Genomic DNA, 19,740 nt, shown 5'->3' on the forward strand with positions numbered 1-19,740 from the left:
GCGCTATTTTTAACGGCGATAGCGCAATGGAGCGGGGATTATACGCATATATTGCAATTGATAAAGCAGTGATGTGAGCAAACACTGTTTGGTTTTTGTTTTCTAGTAACGGTTTGTTCTCTAGCTTTGCTTCTATTCGACAAATTTCGAAATTCAAGACAATAAAATTGCCCTAAATAGGCTTATGAATGATAAATTCAAATTACTAATCGAAACAAAGAGATAGTGTATGAAGTTAGATGCCATCCTGTGGGATTACGATGGAACCATAGTCAATTCCGTTCCAAAGAATATCGCAATCACAAAAGACATTATCTCTTTAGTCGCGCCACACTTGTCAGGTGATAACTTACCTAAATATTTGCTCAGCGAAGCGCTTTATCATGAAGCCAACCACGGGGCTAAAAACTGGCAAGCCTTATATGTCGATTATTACGGTTTATCACACGATGAAATGTTGACCGCTGGTGGAATGTGGGCAGAGCATCAAGAGAAAAACCAAACAGCCGTTGCCTTGTTTGAAGGAATGGAAACCGTGGTTAATCAGTTTGCTCATCTTCCACATGGGATCTGCTCTCAAAACTCTCAATTGAATATTCGTGGTGTGCTCGACAGTTATGGCATTGGTGATTTGTTTAAATCGGTCGTGGGCTATGACGATGTCTCGAACGGTAACCAAAAAACCCATCCATTTGGTGGTGTGAAATGTGTCGAGAACATATTTGGCGCCGATCCGACTAACGAGCTTTGTTTGATGTACATCGGTGACCATGAAGCGGACACACAGTTTGCTCGCAATATTGAAGCCGCGCTGGGTAAAAACGCAAAAGTGATTGCCGTTGCAGCAGGTTATAGCCGATCGAAACCTGAAAATTGGCAAACCAAGCCCGATTACATTGCTAACAGTGTCGATGATCTTTTAACGATCATTAGCAAGTACGCATAACGAAGCAGACATTTAAAAATCACCACACGTAAATAACTTTAAGGAAGAATAATGACACCAAAACAAGTGGTATTGGGATTTTGGGATGCAATGCGCAGTAATGATTTTGCAAAGGCAGGTGAATGGCTAACCGCAGATTTTGAAGGCTATTGGCCGCAGTCGTCTGAATTGACGTTAGGGCGCGACAACTTCACTGCAATCAATACTGAATACCCAGCCAATGGTGTTTGGGAATTCACGCTCAATTCGATTGTCTGTGAAGGTGATACGGTAGTCACGGACGTTTCGGTCACTGACAGTGTGTTGAAAGGCCGAGTGATCACCTTTCACACGGTGGTTGACGGTTTAATTCAAAAGCAAACTGAGTTTTGGCCAGACCCATTCGAAGCGCCGGCGTGGCGATCGCAGTGGGTTCAGATCGTATCGAACAATTAGTTTGTATCGATACGATCAGTTTGTCACGAACAATCAGGTTGCACAGAATAAGTAAACATTAGGAGGTTTCATTGAGCAAGGTAGTGGTTGTAACCGGCGGAAGCCGAGGCATTGGCGCAGCAACGTCTAAATTGTTGGCCAGTAAAGGCTATGCTGTATGCGTTAACTTCATACACAATGAGTCGCGAGCTGAAGATCTAGTAGACGAGATTCGTGAACAAGGCGGAACCGCGATAAGCGTGCGTGCGGATGTGTCTGTTGAATCGGATGTGAAATCTTTATTTGAGATTGCTCGTAATAAGCTAGGTCCAGTGACGCACTTGGTCAATAATGCCGGGATCTTGTTTACCCAGTCACCATTGGTTGATATTGAATTGGATCGCTTTGAAAAGGTGATGAAATCCAACGTATCAAGCTGCTTTCTGTGCAGTAAAGCCTTTATCAAACAAGCCGATGGCGCGGGTTCGATTGTGAATGTATCGTCTGCCGCTTCTCGTACTGGCGCACCGTTTGAGTATGTGGATTACGCAGCATCGAAAGGTGCGATGGATTCACTCACCAAAGGCTTATCGCTTGAATTAGCTTCACGCAATATCCGAGTGAATGGCGTAAGGCCAGGTTGTATTTATACTGAGATGCATGCAGACGGCGGAGAGCCAGATCGCGTAGACAGACTAGCTTCGCAGTTACCGTTACAACGAGGTGGCACACCAGAAGAAGTCGCGAACTCTATCGCGTGGTTATTATCAGACGAAGCTTCGTATGTCACAGGCTCGTTTATTGATATTGCAGGCGGTCGATAGGGCACGTTTGCCTTTACACTAATATAAACAAGTTACAACCATCAACACGCAACAAAAGTACCTAACTAAAAGAACGAAACTAAGAGTACAACCATGAAAAACTATTTTGAAAGCCCGTTTGTTGGAAAGTCACTCAAAGAACAAGTGACCAACCCGAACATCATCGTGGGCGAGCACAGCTATTACTCGGGTTACTACCATAACCACAGCTTTGATGACTGTGCGCGTTACCTATTACCGGATAGAACCGACATCGATAAGCTGATCATTGGCAGCTACTGCTCGATTGGTTCTGGCGCCGTGTTTATGATGGCGGGCAACCAAGGCCACCAAAACCAGTGGGTGAGTACCTTCCCGTTTTTCTATCAAGACGATGAGAAGTTTGAAGGTGCGATAGACGGCTTTGAACGCTCTGGTGATACCGTGATTGGTAACGATGTGTGGATTGGTACAGAAGCCATGATCATGAGTGGTGTTAAGGTTGGTGACGGAGCCATCATCGCAAGTCGAGCGGTTGTGACTAAAGATGTCGCGCCATACTCGATTGTCGGTTCAAACCCAGCACGCCATATCCGTTATCGTTTCAATGAGACTGAAATCGCTCAGTTGCTAGAAATGAAATGGTGGGAATGGAGCGAAGAACAGATCAAAGGCGCGATGTCGTTGATGTGCTCTTCAGATATCAACGGGCTTTACCAGTACTGGAAAGAATTTTCTAAGCATTAAATTGTAGAACACAGAAGAAACGTGAAGAGCGAGGAATCAGTCTAAAATTAATAGATAACTCAGTAGCTTTACGATTAAAGTGTCAATGTGATTTAGATAAATGATTGATTATATGCATATTGCATAGTATGGCGTGTCGCATTAGCGTGGTGGATGAATTGGAGGGGTATTATGATTAGTTGCAACGATTACGATTATATTGAAATTGTGTGTATGCACCGATACCCAATCAAGTTAACGCTGAAGTCTGGCGAGCAGATTGAATGTGTCGGGTTAGATACCCAGCGCAATGACAGCCGTGAAGAGTGCATTAAAGTCAGTACTCAAGGCGAGCAACAACTTGTCGTATTAACTCAAATAGCGACATTGGATGTCTGTGTCGACAACCCTCACTTTCAGCATGTTTCATTCAAAACGTCATAGGCTTTCAAATGAATAGCACCATAGAACAATGCTATTGCACCGCGTGCCGAGAAGATACACAGCACGTTGTTGTGTTGGTCAGAAAGACGAGTGCGTTTGCAGACAAACCTAACCAAAAGCGAAGTGAGTTTTGGGCAGGCATGATAAAAGGTTGGTTCCTTGGCCCGTTTGTCGCGTCAATGGATGAGTTTTCTCGTCACCTTGTCTGTGAAAAATGTGGCCATAAAGAGATACAAGATTAGCATCGTTATCTTATAAAACATTGGATTCAATACAGTTAGATCGTCAATTGGCTTAGGAATAGAACGAATGAAAGTTGAAACGATAGAAGCCGTAAAGGCGTATGGTTTTTCAGTAAGAACCACTAATACCGATGAGATGGACCCAGCCAAAGCCAAGATAGGGCAATTGTGGCAGGGCTTTTTTGACCAAGCGTTTCCAAAATTAACGCCGGATTCAAAAGTGTACGGTGTCTACACCAACTACGAGTCAGACTTTACGGGTGAATTTGATGTTATCGCTTGTACTAGCGCACTCACCGATAACAATTTAGATGCGCTTGTAGAAACCGAAATACAAGCAGGCAAATACTTAACGTTTTCTGCTGAAGGTGAATTACCACAAGCTGTGATCGACCTATGGGGTGAAGTGTGGGCGTATTTCAGCGCTGCTGACTGCCCACATGTGAGAACTTACACAACAGACTTTGAATTTTACAAAGGTGAAACTGAAGTCGAGATTTCGATAGCGATTCAGTAATCAGGTTAAAATGAACAAAAGGCTTAGCTTAGACTGTGTTTGCCAGTTAAGAGACAGTAGTTACCGGTAAAGAGACAACGGAATCCCAGTTAAGCCTTTGAATATCTGTTCTTTACAAAGAAGATACAGTGTCACGTAACTACTTTAATACCTAGGAATTATCTATTCCAGAATTCCCCTAGATCACCCTAGATACCCTTAAGTCACCCAAAATTCTCTTAAGTTATCCAAAAAGACAATCTTGCTTGGTTTCATTCCACAAAGGGTATTGCTTCATGACTTGGGTGTAGAGCTTACTTTCAAGGTGCGCTCTTAACCAACGTCCTACGTTTTGATATTCCGATTTCACAAACCACTTCTTTTCGACCCGCACAAACTGACTGACGAAAGGCATCACCGCAAAATCGGCCAAGCTTGGGGTTACTCCAAAAAAGTAGGGCTGATCGGTGAGTAGCACTTCTAATTGATTAATGAACGCTTCGCAGGCTTGTCGACGTTGTTCAACATCGATGTTTCGATAACGAACCGACGCGCGATACTTTTCTAAGTGGCCAATAAAATCTTCATCGTTGGTTTTAATGAGCTGCTGAACTTGTTCGCTAAGCGTTGGATTGCTTGAACGCAGAAGATCTTGAGGATCGTTTTGTTGAAGTGACCAGTTCATCACATCCAAGCTCTGTTCAATGACTTGTCCATTGGGTAACACCAATACAGGCACTGTTCCTTTTGGCGAACTGGCCAATAGTTCGCTAGGCTTGTCTTTGGTAACGATTTCTCGAAGTAACACTTTTTGCTGTGATAGTGCGATGCCCATTCGTCCGCGCATTGCATAAGGGCAACGGCGTAAAGAATAAAGGATAGGTAGATCGGATTCGTTCGGCATTATTGAGGTCATTTAGTTTGAAAAGTGTTGTACGGTGGTAAAGAGATCGTGATGTGGGTAGAATACGCGGCTTAAAAATTATAAGTAAGTGAGCGACTTCAAAAATGAGCAGAAAAATTGAGTTATTAGCCCCAGGTGGCGATGTAGAAGCGATAAAAGCCGCCATCGTAGCGGGTGCTAATGCAGTTTATTGTGGTTTAGACACATTCAACGCTCGTAACAGAGCCTCTAACCTGTCGTTAGACGAATTGAATGGTGTGATTCGCCTTGCTCATGAATACGGCTGTGAAGTGTTCCTGACTCTTAACGTTGTGCTACTGGAGCACGAGACTAAGAGCATCACCAAACTGCTGAACCAGCTTGTGAACACCAAAGTGGACGGCATCATTGTTCAAGACTTGGGTTTATTCAACCTGGTTAAGAAGCATTTCCCATCGTTAGACGTTCACGCGTCGACTCAGTTAACTACGCACAACGAAGGTCAGATTAAGTTCTTGTCTAAGATTGGCGCGACGCGCGTTAACTTGTCTCGTGAGTTGAACCTGCCTGAAATCAAGATGCTGACGGAAGTGGCACACGATCACGACGTATTAACCGAAGTGTTCGTACACGGCGCTCTGTGTATCGCATTCTCTGGTCAATGTTACTCAAGCTCAGTAAGTGTGGGTAACTCAGGTAACCGTGGTCGTTGTAGCCAAGCGTGTCGTGATGAGTACGAAATCACCAACGCGGGCAACAAGTTCCCACTTAACCTGAAAGATAACTCAGCTTACTACGACCTACCTGAATTGGTTGATGCGAAAGTCGACTCATTGAAAGTAGAAGGCCGTATTAAAGGCGCACACTACGTTTACACTGTGGTAGACACATGGCGTAAACAGATTGATAGCTTTGTAGAAAGTGGTTTGTTGATCGAAGACGATTCGAACCTGCACAAAGTATTCAACCGTGATTTCACCAACTCTTTCCTAAAGGGCAACCTAACGAAAGACATGTTCATCGATAACCCGCGCGACAACAGCATGAACTACGCTGTTGAAAAAGCGACGGAGCAGAACAACGAAATCTCAGTTGTACAGATTCAAGAAGTGACCAACGAACTTCACCAAGCGAAAGACGTTCTTGGTAACGAAATGCGTGACAAGATCGAGTTCCTTGATATTCGCAAGACACCAGTAGCACTGTCGTTCAGCGCAAAAGTGGGTCAACCATTTACGGTGACTGTGAACACGCCAAAAGAGAACTTTACTCTTCAATCTAAATCGCTATTGAAGGCGGTTGAAGAGAAGGCGATTACTCAAGAGCTACTTGAGAAGCGCTTCAAAAACGTGAAGAGTGCAGTTCACACGCTAGAAAGCCACGACTTCAGTGAAGTGGATGCAGGCTTGTTGATTCCTCTAAAAGAAGTTTCAGACCTAAAAGACGAGATCGACTTCATTCTGAACGGCTCTGTGGAAGTGATTAAGCACGTTGAAGTGCCAGCACTGCCTCAGCACCCTAAAGTGAACGAGAAGCCGACTATGTCGATGCTTATCGCCGATGTAGAAGACTTACACCTGTGTGACGTGACTGACGCGGATGTTTACTTCAAACTTCCAGAAAGCTTCAAGAAGCGTTGTAACAAGTACATCGACATCTTGGCAGCAAACCCACGTTTGATTCCTTGGTTCCCAGCCGTATTGATCGGTAAAGATTACGACGAAGCGGTTCGTATTCTTGAAGAGATCAAGCCAGCTCGCATCGTAACCAACAACACGGGTATTGCTTACAAAGCTTACGAGATGGGTATTGAGTGGGTTGCAGGCCCGTTCATGAACACGACCAACTCTCACGCACTGGTTACTCTGAAAGAAGAGCTGAACTGTGCAGGCGCATTCATTTCGAACGAGATCAACAAAGGTCAGATTCGTCATATTCGTCGCCCAGAGAACTTCAAACTGTTCTACAGCATTTACCACCCAATCTTGATGATGACCAGCCGTCAGTGTTTCTTCCAAAGAACCGTGGGTTGTAACAAGCCAAGCATCGAAGCAGGTTGTATGTTGAAGTGTGAGAAAGCGACCACGATTACCAACGTGAAAGGCATCTCTTTTGCGGTTGATAAACAGAAGGGTGGCTACCCAAGCATTTACAACCACGAGCAGTTCTTGAACCACGACGCAGTAACTGACTTCTCTGGTCTGTTCGACGAGTTCTTCATTGACCTAACCAACATCGGTGCAGGTTCTAAAGAAGTGAAAGACAAAGTTGAGCTTATCAAGCATTTCGAAGCGCTACTGAACGGCGTTGAAGGTTCACAACAGAACCTAGAGCAGATGGTTGAAGTTCGAACTAATGCTCAGTACGTGCAAGGTCTATAGCGTACAAGGTTTATAGGGTTCAATGTCTATGGGCTGTAAGGCTTATAGCTTCTAACGCAAAGAGCGTTCAAGGTTTATAACGCTCAACCGCTTATAAGCACTCTGAACCAATAAACAAAAGGCCACTCAATCGAGTGGCCTTTTTAATGTCTGAAACTTTCTGAATCTTTCTCAACCAACGAATACGTTATTCTGTCACGGCTTCTTGTTTGAAGCATGGGCTTTTCAACGTGTTCATCTTTTCGATTTCATTGGTTAAGCGCAGCGAGAGCAGGGCTTTCTGGTTCGAAGCAAAATCAAACATCACGATAGTCGCAGTGCCAACGGTCGTCAGTTTCTGTTGAGCCTTACTGACAATCGCGTATTCCATGGTGAATCGGTCATCTTGAATATCGGTAACACGTGAGGCGACCATCAAGGTATCTGGATACGTGACTGGGCGGAAATACTTACAGTAAGTGTCACCAAGAACAGGACCAACTTTGGTAATCGCCATCTCTTCCATCAGCTCGACGTGCTTGAAAAAATCTAAGCGAGCGGTTTCGAAATAGCGAAAATATACAGCGTTGTTAACGTGATTGAGTGCGTCCATTTCTCCCCAAGCGACAGGGATTTCTGTTACTACCGGGTAGTCAGATAATAGTGCTTCCATGCGAACTCTCTTATTGTTATGTAGGGATAAGTTGTTATTGGAATAAAAACCCTACCGCTAAATTAACAAAACTGCAACACGCGTGATTTAAGTTTTTGAAGCTTGAAACCACACAATGTCAGTGACTTAGTTGCACATCCACTCAATAGTTAGGCACTAAGGTGTTTGAATTGCAGCTCAACCAAGCGTTGGTACAATTCGCAGCTATTGATGAGAGACTGGTGGTCGCCGATGTCTACTAGTTGTCCTTTATCGAGCACCGCAATTTGGTCGGCGTGTTTAATTGTTGATAATCGATGGGCGATAATGATCGTCGTTCTGCCACGCATTAACTCTTCTAACGCTTGTTGTACGTGATGCTCACTTTCACTGTCTAGTGCGCTGGTTGCTTCATCCAACAATAGAATATTTGGATCTTTCAAGATGGCACGTGCGATGGCAATACGTTGTCTCTGCCCACCAGAAAGCCTTACACCACGTTCACCAAGAAAGCTGTTGTAGCCATCAGGTAGGTTTTGAATGAACTCGTGTGCGTGCGCTTTCTTCGCCGCTTCGATCACTTGCTCGTCTGTTGCCTGCGGGTTGCCGTAGCGAATGTTATGGAACACATCGTTACTGAACAGAGTAGGTTGTTGCGGTACCAATGCCATCTGCTTTCTTAGCTCGTTAGGATCAAACTGATTCAGTTCAACACCGCCTAAGGTGACCTTACCCACTTGTGGGTCGTAGAAACGTTGCAGCAGTTCGAACAGGGTAGTTTTACCTGCGCCAGACGGGCCAACCAGTGCCAACACTTTGCCTTCATGGGCAGTAAGCGTGAGGGTGCTTGTTGCGGGTTGGTCCGGTCTTGATGGATAACAGAAGGTCACATTATCAAATGCAACTTCTGGCGTTACGTTAGCAAGCGAAGTTGGATTCGCAACTGGCGCAACAATATGGCTTTCAACTTGTAGGATCTCGATTAATCGCTCGGTCGCACCTGCCGCGCGTTGCAGTTCACCCATCACTTCAGAAATCGTACCTAACGATGAAGCAACCATAATTGCGTAGAACACAAACGCCGCTAAGTCACCAGCCGACATAGTGCCGTTGATAACATCACTGCCGCCAACCCAAAGCATGCCTGCAATAGCACTAAATACAATCACGATAACGCCAGAAATAAGAATCGCGCGCTGTTTTACACGCTGGCGACCAATCTCATACGCCTTTTCCACTTCTACCGCGAATGATGCTTTCTCTTGCTCTTCTCGGCTGTAGCTTTGCACCGTTTTAATGTGCTCAATTGCCTCACCTGCGTAAGAACCCACATCAGACATGGAATCTTGGCTTTGGCGAGATAGGGCTCTTACACGGCGCCCATAAACAAGGATCGGAATCAAGATAAATGGCACCGAGGCCAATACAATCAACGTCAGCTTAATATTGGTCGCAAACAGCATGATGATTGCACCAATACACATCAACGCGCTGCGCATCGCCATAGAGAACGATGAACCTATGATGCTTTGAAGCAGAGTAGTATCCGTGGTGATTCGCGACATGATGTCGCCACTGCCATTGGTTTCAAAGTAACTCGGGTGCAGCGTCACCACGTGATTGAAAACCGACAGGCGTATATCCGCACTTACTCGCTCACCAACAGAAGAGACCAAATAGAAGCGGAAGAAGGTGCCAATCGAGATCAGCACGACCACCACCATGATGAATTGAATCGCGCTGCCTAAGTCTGACAACGATTGTTGGCTGAAGCCTTGGTCGATAAGAAGACGAATACCGTGTCCGACTGAAAGGGTTAAGCTCGCTGTGAAGATCAACGCGATCAACGCCGCAATAACACGACCTTTATAAGGCTGAATGAATTTAATCAGCTCAAACAAAATACTGAGGCTTTTTTTCTCAGGTTTGGCATCGGGATTCTTTTGAGTCTGTCGCTGGTTTGAGTCGAGCGTAGAAGAGACATCGTTTTGCATATGACTGCCTTAATGTGTTGTCGCTTTAAAAATAGATGGCTTGTTGCTTATGGCTAATTGCTTTATGACTTATTGCCTGTACTGCGCGTTGTTCGCTGGGCAGTAATTGTTGTTGAGAATCGAACCCATTAAAGCATTTATTGCGCTGTGACGCTCCCTAGGAAACTCAATTTCCAATATTTCATCAACACTAAGTGAATAATTCGAAACGACCTTAAAGGAAAACTAAGCATTTTGATCCAGTCAGTTGGATAGGAAACTAAGCTATTTAACCCTAATTTTTATGCAAGTAAATTAGCGGTGATAGGAGAGTGCACACATAAACGAGCAACCGTGCAATGATTTATAAATTGATAGCAAAACGTTTGCTTTTTGTCTCGATATTAACTTTATCAATGACTTGCAAATTTTGGTTGTAAGACCAGTTATAGCGACTGATTTTTGTGCAATATTTGTTACAAAAATTCAACAAAGTAGTTTTTTATACATTTTTCTTGCATAAAACCTCGGATTGAATAGAATAACCAACAAATGACAATTAATGCAGTATTGTGGCATGAGTATTCAAGTAAAGAGCATCAACAAATCATACGGTGATACCCAAGTTCTTCACGACATCAGTTTCGACTGTGAGAGTGGCGAAACCTTGGTATTGCTTGGCCCAAGCGGCGCGGGCAAGAGTTCATTACTGCGTGTATTGAACCTGCTTGAAATCGCGGACAACGGCGAATTAGACATTGCGAATGAGCAATTCGATTTTTCAAGCCAAATCCAAGAGAAGCAGGGGCTTAAACTTCGTCGTAAAGTCGGCATGGTGTTCCAGCAATACAACTTATGGCCACACATGACGGTGATGGAAAACTTGATTGAAGCACCAACCAAAGTGGCGGGTTTGGATAAGCAAGAAGCGATTAAGCAAGCGCAAGAAGTCCTAAAGACACTTCAACTTGCCGACAAAGCAGACGCTTGGCCACTTCAACTGTCTGGCGGTCAACAACAGCGTGTTGCGATTGCACGTGCGCTGATGATGAAACCGGATGTGTTGTTGTTTGATGAACCAACAGCGGCGCTTGATCCTGAGATCACCAACCAAGTCGTGAGCATTATTAAAGAATTGAGCGGAACGGGCATTACCCAAGTGGTCGTGACGCACGAAGTCGATTTCGCGAAGAAGATTGCTAGCCACGTTCTGTACCTAGAGAAAGGGTACATCGTTGAACACGGCACCAGCGATTCATTCGTTAATCCGCAGACACCTGAGTTTGCCGAGTATCTGACTCATTAAGTAAGTCACTTATTAAAAGAAAGTTGACTCACTAGATCTAGCTAAACACAACATCAATTAAAACAATCAAATTATAAGAATGGCCACAGGCCGCTATTACACAGTATTCGGAGTAACAAAATGAAAAAGATTCTACTAGCTTCACTTATCGGCCTTGCTTCTTTTAACGCAGCAGCTCAAGAAGAAATCAAATTCGCGATGGAAGCAACGTACGCACCATTCGAATACATGGATGAGAACAACCAAATTCAGGGTTTTGACGTAGACTTAGCAAACGCACTTTGTGAAGAGCTGAAAGCAACGTGTACTTTCCACAACCAAGCATTCGATAGCTTGATCCCTGCACTTAAATTCAAACGTTACGATGCGGCTATCTCGGCAATGGACATCACAGAAGCGCGTCTTAAACAAGTGAACTTCTCTAACGCATACTACGATAACTCTGCAGCATTCATTTCTTTCGAAGGCAAAGTAGCAGACCAAGCAGCACTAGAAGGTAAGCGTGTTGGCGTTCAAAACGGTTCTACTCACCAGAGCTTCCTACTTGAGCAAATGACTGGCGTAACAGCGGTACCTTACTCAAGCTACCAAGATGCATTCATCGACATGAAGAACGGTCGTATCGATTCTGTATTCGGTGACACAGCCGTTGTAGCAGAATGGTTCAAGAAAGAAGACAACCTAACGTACGTAGGCGACCAAGTAACAAACCAAGAGTACTTCGGTAACGGCTTTGGTATCGCAGTAAACAAGAGCAACCAAGAACTTGTAGACCAGCTTAACGTTGCACTTGCAGCAGTGAAAGCGAACGGCGAATACGACAAGATCTTCAACAAGTACTTCGGTAAGTAATTTATGGAATTAACGGGTTACTCTTTAGGGCTCGTCGAAGCAAGCTGGATGACAGTTCAGCTTGCATTCGTAAGCCTATTGGTTGGATTGGTTCTAGCAGTTTTGTTTGCAAGTGGTGAGATGTCTCGCCGTATTGCAATCAAATGGCCAACGACTGCATTTGTGACGATTGTTCGTGGTTTACCAGAAATTCTGGTCGTACTGTTTATCTACTTTGGTTCGACACAAGTTCTGTTCATGATCACTGGCGACTTCATCGAAGTGAGCCCGTTCTTATCTGGTGTTGTTGCACTGTCACTTATCTTTGCTTCTTACGCGTCACAAACCTTGCGTGGTGCTTTGAAAGCAGTAAGCAAAGGGCAGAGAGAAGCAGCAAGCGCACTTGGTATTTCTCAGTCTCGTGCATTCTTTCGTATCGTGTTACCTCAAGCGGTAAGACACGCACTACCAGGGTTAACCAACCAATGGTTAGTGTTACTGAAAGACACTGCATTAGTTTCGCTAATTGGCGTAACAGATTTGTTGAAACAAGCACAACTAACATCAGCGGCAACGCACGAAGCATTTACTTGGTACGCGACAGCAGCAGCAATCTACTTGGTCATCACTTTAATCACACAAAGATTGGTAAAAGTGATTGATGGTAAGTTCTCTATTCAAGGTTTGGGTAACAAAGGGGCAATGGCATGAATCAACAATACCTCTCTCAAATGCTTGAAGGCTTAGTGACCAGTCTTCAACTCACAGGCGCTTCATTGCTTGTTGGTTGTATCTTGTCACTGCTGATGACGGTAACGCTAATTCTAAGAATACCGGCGATTCACTGGTTCACTCGTGGCATCATCACGCTGTTCACTGGCACACCATTGTTGGTTCAAATCTTCTTGGTGTATTACGGCCCGGGTCAGTTCGATTGGATTCGTGAAAGCTTCATGTGGACATGGTTAAGCCAACCTTGGTTCTGTGCAATGTTAGCATTAGCTTTGAACACCGCTGCATACAGCACGCTACTGTTCAGAGGCGCATTCAACGCAATTCCAGCAGGGCAGTGGGAAGCATGTCGTGCACTAGGCATGGACAAAGTAGCAACGCTTAAAGTGTTACTGCCATACGCACTGCGCCGCGCTGTTCCAGCTTACTCGAACGAAGTGATTCTAGTCTTCAAAGGCACGTCACTGGCAAGCACCATCACCATCATGGACTTGATGGGCTACGCTCAGCGTATCAACGGCCAAACCTACGACACACTTACTGTGTTTGGTATCGCCGGCGCATTCTACTTAGCAGTAAACGGCATACTAACGCTGATCTTCCGTCAGGTAGAGAAGAAAGCCCTCGCATTCGAAGCGGCGTAAGCTAGCCACTCACAAGTTTAATTAACGTATAAAGCCTGCCATTTATGTTCGCATAGATGGCAGGCTTTTTTGTGTTTTGGGGCATGTGTAAGGGGACTGTGTTTATATCCAGTTGGTCGGGGTTTTTACGAAATTCATACTATATAGAAATATTCTATATTTTGTTATTCGATGTGCCTATCTATGCTTTAAGTCACTGAAATAACGAAATTAATTGTGCTAGAGTGCCATGCATATGAAACTAGATTGAATAATTCTATATTTAAATGCGGGGTTTTTCGGTCTAATAGCTGTTAAGCCTCATCAGTTGGAGTTAGTAAGTAATGATAAAATTAGAAAAAATAGCAATTAGTGGCTTCAAAGGTATCAGTGAGCGGGTCGAAATACCGGCAAAAGATTTTAATGTCATTGTTGGTAAGAATGATGCAGGTAAGTCAACTGTATTGAGAGCTTTAGATCTCTTTATAAACGGAAGGCAATATCAAGCTGAATACTTAAATAATACGACAGATCAGTTCTCTGTTATTGAACTCTATTTCTCTCCAAATTATACATCTATTGTTATTGATGAAAATACCACGACTACTTTTGAAGCTGAAGGCTTGGTTGATAGTGATGGCTATTTACACCTAACTAAAAAGTGGGATGGAACGAAAACAGGTAAAATTTCTCCTGAATATTTTATAGAAAGGCTCTCATTTGGTGACTTAGACTTCTTTTCGCTTACTGAAGCGAAACTTATAAAGCTTTGTCAGGATAATGGGCTAGAAGCCGAACCTGGTTTAATGACAAACCCAGATACAGGTGAAGAACATAATAATGCGGAGAAAAGGAATAGACTTCGAGAGTTCTTTATTGAACGCGGGGATGAGTCTTCATATATAGCAGAGAAACTACCAACTTCAGGTACGTCTCGTCTAAAAAAGACAGAGAGTGCCGTCAAATTATGCTTGCCTAGGTTTGAATACTTTTTAGCTGATGCTCCTTTGTCAGAAAGTGATTCGACGATACAGAAATATTTTAAAGATATGGCGTTTCAAGTAATTCAGGAGCAGGTAGACACTGAATTACTTGAAGAAACTGTAAGAGGGCATTTACAAACGGTTCTGTCAGCTATTACAAGTAAAATTAATGCTGTAGTCCCTGAAAGTGAACAGGTTCAAGCAAAAGTTGAATTTGATTGGAGCAAATTAATTACAACCTCTTTTGACAGTGACAATGGAAACGGTTCAGTGCCTCTGTCTGCAAGAGGTGATGGCTTCAGAAGAATTACAATGATGGCTTATTTTGAGTATCTTGCTGAGCAAAAATCTGGTGAGATTCAGAACATTATATTCGCTTTTGAAGAGCCTGAAACATTTCTTCATCCGTCTGCTCAGGAAAACCTGTTTGAAAAGCTAAATGATATTTCCGTCGCGGGGTATCAAGTTTTTCTGACAACTCACTCACCAGTAATCGTTTCTAAAACACAAAAATCTGATTTGCACAGGGTTTATAAAGAAGCTGGCTTATATAAATGTGATTCAGATGTGAATGATCATTCCGATATTGCAAATGATCTTGGAATAACAATCGACAACCAATTTATTTCATTGTTCGACAACTCGAAGTGCTTTCTCCTTGTTGAAGGTATAGACGATTGTGTTGCCTTTAACCACCTAGCCAATACGTATAAAGATAATGATTTAATTGAACAAAACTTTGTAGATCTAGGGGTTGTTACTATTCCTGTAGGTGGTTGCGGTAGTATCAAGCACTGGGTAACGCTAGATTTATTACAAACTTTAAATAAACCATTTTTCATTTTCTTAGACTCGGACAAAACTTCAGAAGAGGAAGTATCCCCAAATGCTGAAAAATTAGTAGAGTATGGGTTCGTTGAAGGTGATAACTTTATGGTTTCGAAGAAAAGAGAAATCGAAAACTATATGTCTTTAGATGGGATTGAACGTTTAGTTCCGGGGGCAAATTTAACTTTCACCGATTGGTGTGATGTTAAGGCATTATCAAAATCTAATAGTTTAGCAGGAGCCCTAGGTGGCAAAAAAATAGCAAGTAAGTTATTTGAATCGCTAACATTTGAAGAACTAAGGTCTACTTTCTCTACTGGTGAGATTGATGAATTTTTGGAGATACACTCGATAGTATCTGTACTAGCTGATTGAGGCTTAACAAACGACGATGGCGTCAATGATTAATTTTTGGCTGTATTTTCATCCCACATGGCGCCATCTCTCAGCATAGAGTTAAGAGTCACAACCATCTTTCGAACACACGCGATTATTGCGACTTTCTTAGGCTTTCCGGCAGCTACAAGTCGAGCATAAGTTGCTTTGAATACGGGGTTACTGTCTTATAAATATGACCTTACCATTTTGGTCTACGGCATGAAGACTGATGTGGTTTTTAGCTAGGTCGATACCGCAGAAATAAGAATAATCAGACATGGTGCCTCCGATGCATTTAAGTACCACATAAGTGTGGCAGATCCTCGGGAGGGGGAATCCATGTCATTCGTTGATATGACCCCCTCTGTCAATAAGAGCGTAGAAGTTTCTGCTCCCGCATTTATAGAGCCTAGCTTGTGTTCTAAGTCTTCCGTTACATTGGGTCTATGAAAGTCTGAGTCGTCCATCGAATAGTAGAGTAACAAGGGCATTTCTCATGCCGTATTTTTGGTAATTAGTTCTTCCTGTCGATTATCGAATTTGTCCTAAACCCACTATTAAGGCAGGGAACCCCAATGAATAGAACGCTATGGTTCGCACTCATTTCGCTTTTGTTTTCAATGACAATGGTATTTTGTACATACAGTTATGGCATAGAGAGCCACGTTGAAGTAATCACACTCACTTTAGTACTGTCTGGCCCTCTGATTTTTACATTTGCGCTTGTTGTCATTTTTTGTGGCGCACCAGTTATTAACAAGTACAAGTTACTTGGAACCATCGCAATTTGTGTGCATGGATTTACAGCCTCACTGCATGTGCTGTGGAACGGTTTTATGTTTGTCGATGTGATTAATAAACAAGGCTTAGGTCCGGGACAAGGTTATTCTGGCTTGATACTTTGGGTTGGTAGTATCAAGGCGATGCTACTAGGTTTGGTTGTGGGAGTATGCCTGCATTACTTGCTACGATTATTTAGAAAGGCTGCAGTAAGATAACTGTTGGCTAGTTAGTGGGTTGTTCGTTGTCTATAGGAGTTGCCACTGTGTTTTATAGTAAGGAATCCAACAAGGGATTGCTGCTCATCCTTGTTGCGATAAGTGCTTTCATTGTCGTTACCTCTGATAATAACCCCGGGACATTAATCGCTCACGCCATCAACGGTTTAATTGCTTTGCTCTTTTTCTCTATGACCATTGAGGTCAAAGACAATGTACTAAGTTGGTATTTCGGCTTTGGCTTTTGGCGTAAGAATGTAGAAGTGTCAGACATTACAGAGACATCGTTCTATCAAAGCAAGTGGTATCAAGGTATTGGTATCCGAATGCTGAGCGATGGCTGGTTGTATAATGCATCGATAGGTTCAGCGCTGAAGTTAAGGCTAAACAATGGAAAGCATGTTTACATTGGTTGTAAGGATACGGACGGTTTAAAGCTGGCGTTGAAAACCGCTAACGAACAGATAACGCAAAAGTGATTTACGAGGCTTGGCACTTTTCGTTTTGAGTTGGACTAATTTTTAAGGCTGTATGCTTTAAGTGAGCTGCATTTTAATATCTCAACAAGTGGATCGGAGGTTGAATGGACCAAGCAATCAAAACACATTTCGACGAGTATCCCGATGATGTTCGAGCTCGGCTTGAAGAGTTGCGTTCATTAATCTTTGAGCTTTGCTCTGATTTGGATTTAGGTGAAGTCGAAGAGTCTCTGAAATGGGGCGAGCCGAGTTACAGCGTTAAGACGGGCAGTCCAATTCGAATCGATTGGAAATTAAGATCGCCAAACAACTATTACTTGTTCTTTAACTGCCAAACGAAGCTAATCGACACATTCAGAGAATTGCACGATGGCACATTGGTATTTCAAGGTAATCGTGCAATCGTCTTGAAACTGACTGAACCACTTCCCAAGGCACCAATCAAGCAGTGCTTGGAGTTAGCCTTAACTTATCAGCAACGAAAACATCTCCCACTTCTTGGCGCGTAGTTCTTATATGTTGTCATTATATTTCTTAAACAGGTTTTCTGTGTTCTAGCTATCACTCTTTAAAGTGCTAAGACTGTACCATCTTGATTAGTATCAAGAGGCTAGGGAATCTCTATAACCAACGCTGATTGTATTGCTTACCGTTTAAAAAGGTGTTCTAGTCACCTTGTATTTCAAACTTAAAAGGAAGTTGTATGAATTTAGATAAAGCCAAAAAACGTATCGCAAAGCAGGTTAAAAAAGGCGACCACGGATACCCAAAAATCACGTTAGCGTATTACGGGACGACCAAAGATCTCGCAACGGAAGTCGCGGTTCAATTTATGCTGGGTGAGGGCGATGGTGTTCAAGAAGAGCGTTTTTCTTGTGAAACCGAAATCCGAGATAATGAGTTAGTTCAAACGACGTTACTCAAGATAATCGAGCGCGCTAATGTGAACTCAGTGATTGAAGTTGAAGGCGTGGCTGTTCTTTAGTTTTATAAGAATCAGTCGGCGTGCTAGAAAAATTTACTCATAATTTATCAAGGAAGAAATGTTATGAAGTTAGCTCAGTTAAATATTGCTTTGGCGAAATATCCGTTAGATGCGCCGGAAATCAAAGAGTTTGTCGATAACTTAGAGTTGGTTAATGGAATCGCAGAAAGCAGTGAAGGGTTCGTTTGGCGTCTGAAAGATGAATCTGGTGACGCCACCAATATCCAAGCTTTCGATGATCCTAATATGATTGTGAACATGTCGGTGTGGGACTCTGTAGATTCGTTAAAGAACTTCATGTTCCGCACACACCACCGTGATTTTATGCGCCGAAAGGGGGATTGGTTTCATCGTTTACCTGAAGATACTTATGTTCTTTGGTGGATTGAAGAAGACCGTATTCCCACACTCGAAGAAGCGATAGAGCGACTTGAACACCTCAGAGAAATCGGTGATACGCCGTATGCCTTCACTTTTAAAACCAATTTTACAGAGTCAGAAGCGCCAAAGTAGCGTTCATCCAACCAACGTTATGTTCCATTGAAACTAAAACAGGGGCATCTGTTGGGTGTGGGAGCTGTTGACGTTGGATGGATCATCGACAGCTTGATAGTATTCCACCCAAACCTTATTGCTTCTAGGGAACTCTCGTTTCAAAACCTTCTTAACGTGTTTTCGAATGCTTGCTACATTACCAGTAAATGTATGGCTGTGGTAACCCGTTTCCATGATCTGGAACTGTGTGTCACCAAGGCAATAAAGCAGAAAACCACGGTCTCTTTTGTACGTTTTAAAGTGCACAGCTTTTTTAGGTTGTAAGCACTTAAGCTGCTTTTCGACTAACGTTAGTACTTGGGATATATGAATGAGGCAGTAAAAAGCCAGCCGATAAATCACTATCAAAGCTGGCCTTGTGTTCACATTGGACAAGACTGCTCTATTTTTCACCTTGGACTAAGCAGCTGGTTCTCTCACTTTAGACCATACTGGTTTAGCGACCTCGACCATCTACCATTACGATGATTGTTTTAGAGATGATGCTGAGATCAGCGGCAATCCAAGACTTAACCGAACATAGGCTTAGTGCATAACTGTGGTCAAAACCTACTTTACGACGTACATCATCAATACAGGTGTCGTAACCTTGATTTACTTGTGCAAGCCCTGTAATACCAGGCATTACACCGTATGTACGGTCAGCAAAGTAAGGAATTTCGTTCTCTAGTTTGGTGTAAAAAGTAGGGCGTTCAGGGCGTGGGCCAATTAGAGACATTTCACCTTTCAGTACATTGATCAGTTGTGGCAGTTCATCAAGACGTGTCTTTCTCAAAAAGCGGCCAACAGGCGTGATTCGCGGGTCATTCGCGGTAGCCCAAACTGCACCAGAGCGAGTTTCTGCATCCTCGTACATGCTACGGAATTTCATGATCTCAAAGATTTCCATTTTCTCCGGTGTCGATTTACCAACGCGCAATTGACGGTAGAAAATAGGGCCACGAGAAGTGAGTGCAATCGCCATCGCAATCAACGGAAATACGGGCGCTAGCAAAATCAAAGCAATCAGTGAGCTTACAAAATCGAAAGTACGTTTAGCACGTGAGATTTTGTATTGGTATAGGTTTTGGGTAGATAGCTGTTCGATGTTCATCATAATAAGT

At 43.3% G+C, this 19,740-nt stretch carries 22 protein-coding genes and 1 pseudogene; 18 read left to right on the top strand and 5 right to left on the bottom strand.

Annotated features, from left to right (window positions below; all coding sequences use genetic code 11):
- Window positions 1-229: 229 nt before the first annotated feature.
- The 7 genes from AB4133_RS07005 to AB4133_RS07035 all read left to right on the top strand — a co-directional run bounded on the left by AB4133_RS07005 (window position 230) and on the right by AB4133_RS07035 (window position 4,092).
- Window positions 230-946, top strand: a complete 717-nt coding sequence (locus AB4133_RS07005; RefSeq protein ID WP_372224131.1) for an HAD family hydrolase — start codon at window positions 230-232, stop codon at window positions 944-946.
- Window positions 947-997: 51 nt separating this feature from the next.
- A complete protein-coding gene (locus AB4133_RS07010; protein ID WP_017061812.1) occupies window positions 998-1,381 on the top strand; it encodes a nuclear transport factor 2 family protein in 384 nt (127 codons plus the stop codon).
- A 71-nt stretch (window positions 1,382-1,452) separates the two neighbouring features.
- A complete protein-coding gene (locus AB4133_RS07015) occupies window positions 1,453-2,184 on the top strand; it encodes a glucose 1-dehydrogenase (RefSeq protein ID WP_372074088.1) in 732 nt (243 codons plus the stop codon).
- A 93-nt stretch (window positions 2,185-2,277) separates the two neighbouring features.
- Window positions 2,278-2,910: a type B chloramphenicol O-acetyltransferase gene (gene catB / locus AB4133_RS07020; protein ID WP_372224132.1), complete on the top strand. Its 633-nt coding sequence runs from the start codon at window positions 2,278-2,280 to the stop codon at window positions 2,908-2,910.
- Between the two features lie 171 nt (window positions 2,911-3,081).
- Window positions 3,082-3,333 carry a Rho-binding antiterminator gene (locus AB4133_RS07025; protein WP_017068339.1) on the top strand — a complete coding sequence of 84 codons (252 nt, stop codon included), beginning with the start codon at window positions 3,082-3,084 and terminating at the stop codon, window positions 3,331-3,333.
- Between the two features lie 8 nt (window positions 3,334-3,341).
- The gene (locus AB4133_RS07030; protein ID WP_372224133.1) at window positions 3,342-3,575 is read left to right on the top strand and encodes a hypothetical protein; all 234 of its coding nucleotides are present in this window, start codon (window positions 3,342-3,344) and stop codon (window positions 3,573-3,575) included.
- Window positions 3,576-3,642: 67 nt separating this feature from the next.
- Entirely contained in the window at window positions 3,643-4,092 is a 450-nt protein-coding gene (locus AB4133_RS07035; RefSeq protein WP_372224134.1) for a GyrI-like domain-containing protein, read from the top strand.
- A gap of 223 nt (window positions 4,093-4,315) precedes the next feature.
- On the opposite strand, the gene AB4133_RS07040 is transcribed toward AB4133_RS07035, so the two are convergent.
- Window positions 4,316-4,906, bottom strand: coding sequence for a glutathione S-transferase (locus tag AB4133_RS07040; RefSeq protein WP_372224160.1), 591 nt, complete (start codon window positions 4,904-4,906; stop codon window positions 4,316-4,318).
- 173 nt (window positions 4,907-5,079) lie between these two features.
- Here AB4133_RS07040 and AB4133_RS07045 point away from each other — a divergent pair, with 173 nt between their 5' ends.
- Window positions 5,080-7,335, top strand: coding sequence for a peptidase U32 family protein (locus tag AB4133_RS07045; RefSeq protein ID WP_017063916.1), 2,256 nt, complete (start codon window positions 5,080-5,082; stop codon window positions 7,333-7,335).
- Between the two features lie 187 nt (window positions 7,336-7,522).
- Here the strand turns inward: AB4133_RS07045 and AB4133_RS07050 are convergent, their stop codons facing one another.
- Together AB4133_RS07050 and AB4133_RS07055 are read right to left on the bottom strand one after the other, a co-directional pair.
- Window positions 7,523-7,987 carry an acyl-CoA thioesterase gene (locus AB4133_RS07050; protein ID WP_372224135.1) on the bottom strand — a complete coding sequence of 155 codons (465 nt, stop codon included), beginning with the start codon at window positions 7,985-7,987 and terminating at the stop codon, window positions 7,523-7,525.
- Between the two features lie 149 nt (window positions 7,988-8,136).
- On the bottom strand, window positions 8,137-9,960 hold the full coding sequence (locus AB4133_RS07055; RefSeq protein WP_372224136.1) for an ABC transporter ATP-binding protein/permease: 1,824 nt from the start codon (window positions 9,958-9,960) through the stop codon (window positions 8,137-8,139).
- 556 nt (window positions 9,961-10,516) lie between these two features.
- Between AB4133_RS07055 and artP the strand changes: the two genes are divergently transcribed.
- The 5 genes from artP to AB4133_RS07080 all read left to right on the top strand — a co-directional run bounded on the left by artP (window position 10,517) and on the right by AB4133_RS07080 (window position 15,617).
- Entirely contained in the window at window positions 10,517-11,245 is a 729-nt protein-coding gene (gene artP / locus AB4133_RS07060) for an arginine ABC transporter ATP-binding protein ArtP (RefSeq protein WP_032545343.1), read from the top strand.
- Between the two features lie 120 nt (window positions 11,246-11,365).
- Entirely contained in the window at window positions 11,366-12,097 is a 732-nt protein-coding gene (locus tag AB4133_RS07065; RefSeq protein ID WP_004733839.1) for a lysine/arginine/ornithine ABC transporter substrate-binding protein, read from the top strand.
- 3 nt (window positions 12,098-12,100) lie between these two features.
- Window positions 12,101-12,787: an arginine ABC transporter permease ArtQ gene (gene artQ / locus AB4133_RS07070; protein WP_017061822.1), complete on the top strand. Its 687-nt coding sequence runs from the start codon at window positions 12,101-12,103 to the stop codon at window positions 12,785-12,787.
- Window positions 12,784-13,452 (top strand): arginine ABC transporter permease ArtM, encoded by a 669-nt coding sequence (gene artM, locus AB4133_RS07075; protein WP_048615841.1) that lies wholly within the window; start codon window positions 12,784-12,786, stop codon window positions 13,450-13,452. Before artQ ends, artM begins: the two co-directional genes overlap by 4 nt.
- A 323-nt stretch (window positions 13,453-13,775) precedes the next feature.
- A complete protein-coding gene (locus AB4133_RS07080) occupies window positions 13,776-15,617 on the top strand; it encodes an ATP-dependent endonuclease (RefSeq protein ID WP_372224137.1) in 1,842 nt (613 codons plus the stop codon).
- Window positions 15,618-15,646: 29 nt separating this feature from the next.
- On the opposite strand, the pseudogene AB4133_RS07085 reads toward AB4133_RS07080, so the two are convergent.
- Window positions 15,647-15,802 (bottom strand): annotated as a pseudogene (locus tag AB4133_RS07085) (IS110 family transposase); the annotation flags it as partial.
- A gap of 393 nt (window positions 15,803-16,195) precedes the next feature.
- On the opposite strand from AB4133_RS07085, the gene AB4133_RS07090 reads away from it, so the two are divergent.
- From AB4133_RS07090 to AB4133_RS07110, 5 genes are all read left to right on the top strand, one after another.
- On the top strand, window positions 16,196-16,618 hold the full coding sequence (locus AB4133_RS07090; protein ID WP_372224138.1) for a hypothetical protein: 423 nt from the start codon (window positions 16,196-16,198) through the stop codon (window positions 16,616-16,618).
- Window positions 16,619-16,644: 26 nt separating this feature from the next.
- A complete protein-coding gene (locus AB4133_RS07095; RefSeq protein ID WP_372224139.1) occupies window positions 16,645-17,097 on the top strand; it encodes a hypothetical protein in 453 nt (150 codons plus the stop codon).
- A 104-nt stretch (window positions 17,098-17,201) separates the two neighbouring features.
- Window positions 17,202-17,606, top strand: a complete 405-nt coding sequence (locus tag AB4133_RS07100; protein ID WP_372224140.1) for a DUF1801 domain-containing protein — start codon at window positions 17,202-17,204, stop codon at window positions 17,604-17,606.
- Between the two features lie 194 nt (window positions 17,607-17,800).
- Window positions 17,801-18,082: a hypothetical protein gene (locus AB4133_RS07105; protein ID WP_017059577.1), complete on the top strand. Its 282-nt coding sequence runs from the start codon at window positions 17,801-17,803 to the stop codon at window positions 18,080-18,082.
- A 63-nt stretch (window positions 18,083-18,145) separates the two neighbouring features.
- The gene (locus AB4133_RS07110) at window positions 18,146-18,595 is read left to right on the top strand and encodes a DUF3291 domain-containing protein (protein WP_123301735.1); all 450 of its coding nucleotides are present in this window, start codon (window positions 18,146-18,148) and stop codon (window positions 18,593-18,595) included.
- A gap of 478 nt (window positions 18,596-19,073) precedes the next feature.
- On the opposite strand, the gene AB4133_RS07115 is transcribed toward AB4133_RS07110, so the two are convergent.
- Window positions 19,074-19,733 carry a sugar transferase gene (locus AB4133_RS07115; protein WP_017063903.1) on the bottom strand — a complete coding sequence of 220 codons (660 nt, stop codon included), beginning with the start codon at window positions 19,731-19,733 and terminating at the stop codon, window positions 19,074-19,076.
- Window positions 19,734-19,740: the final 7 nt, after the last annotated feature.

Origin of the sequence: Vibrio sp. 10N.286.52.F8, assembly GCF_041468745.1 — a bacterium.
Taxonomy (GTDB): domain Bacteria; phylum Pseudomonadota; class Gammaproteobacteria; order Enterobacterales; family Vibrionaceae; genus Vibrio; species Vibrio crassostreae_C.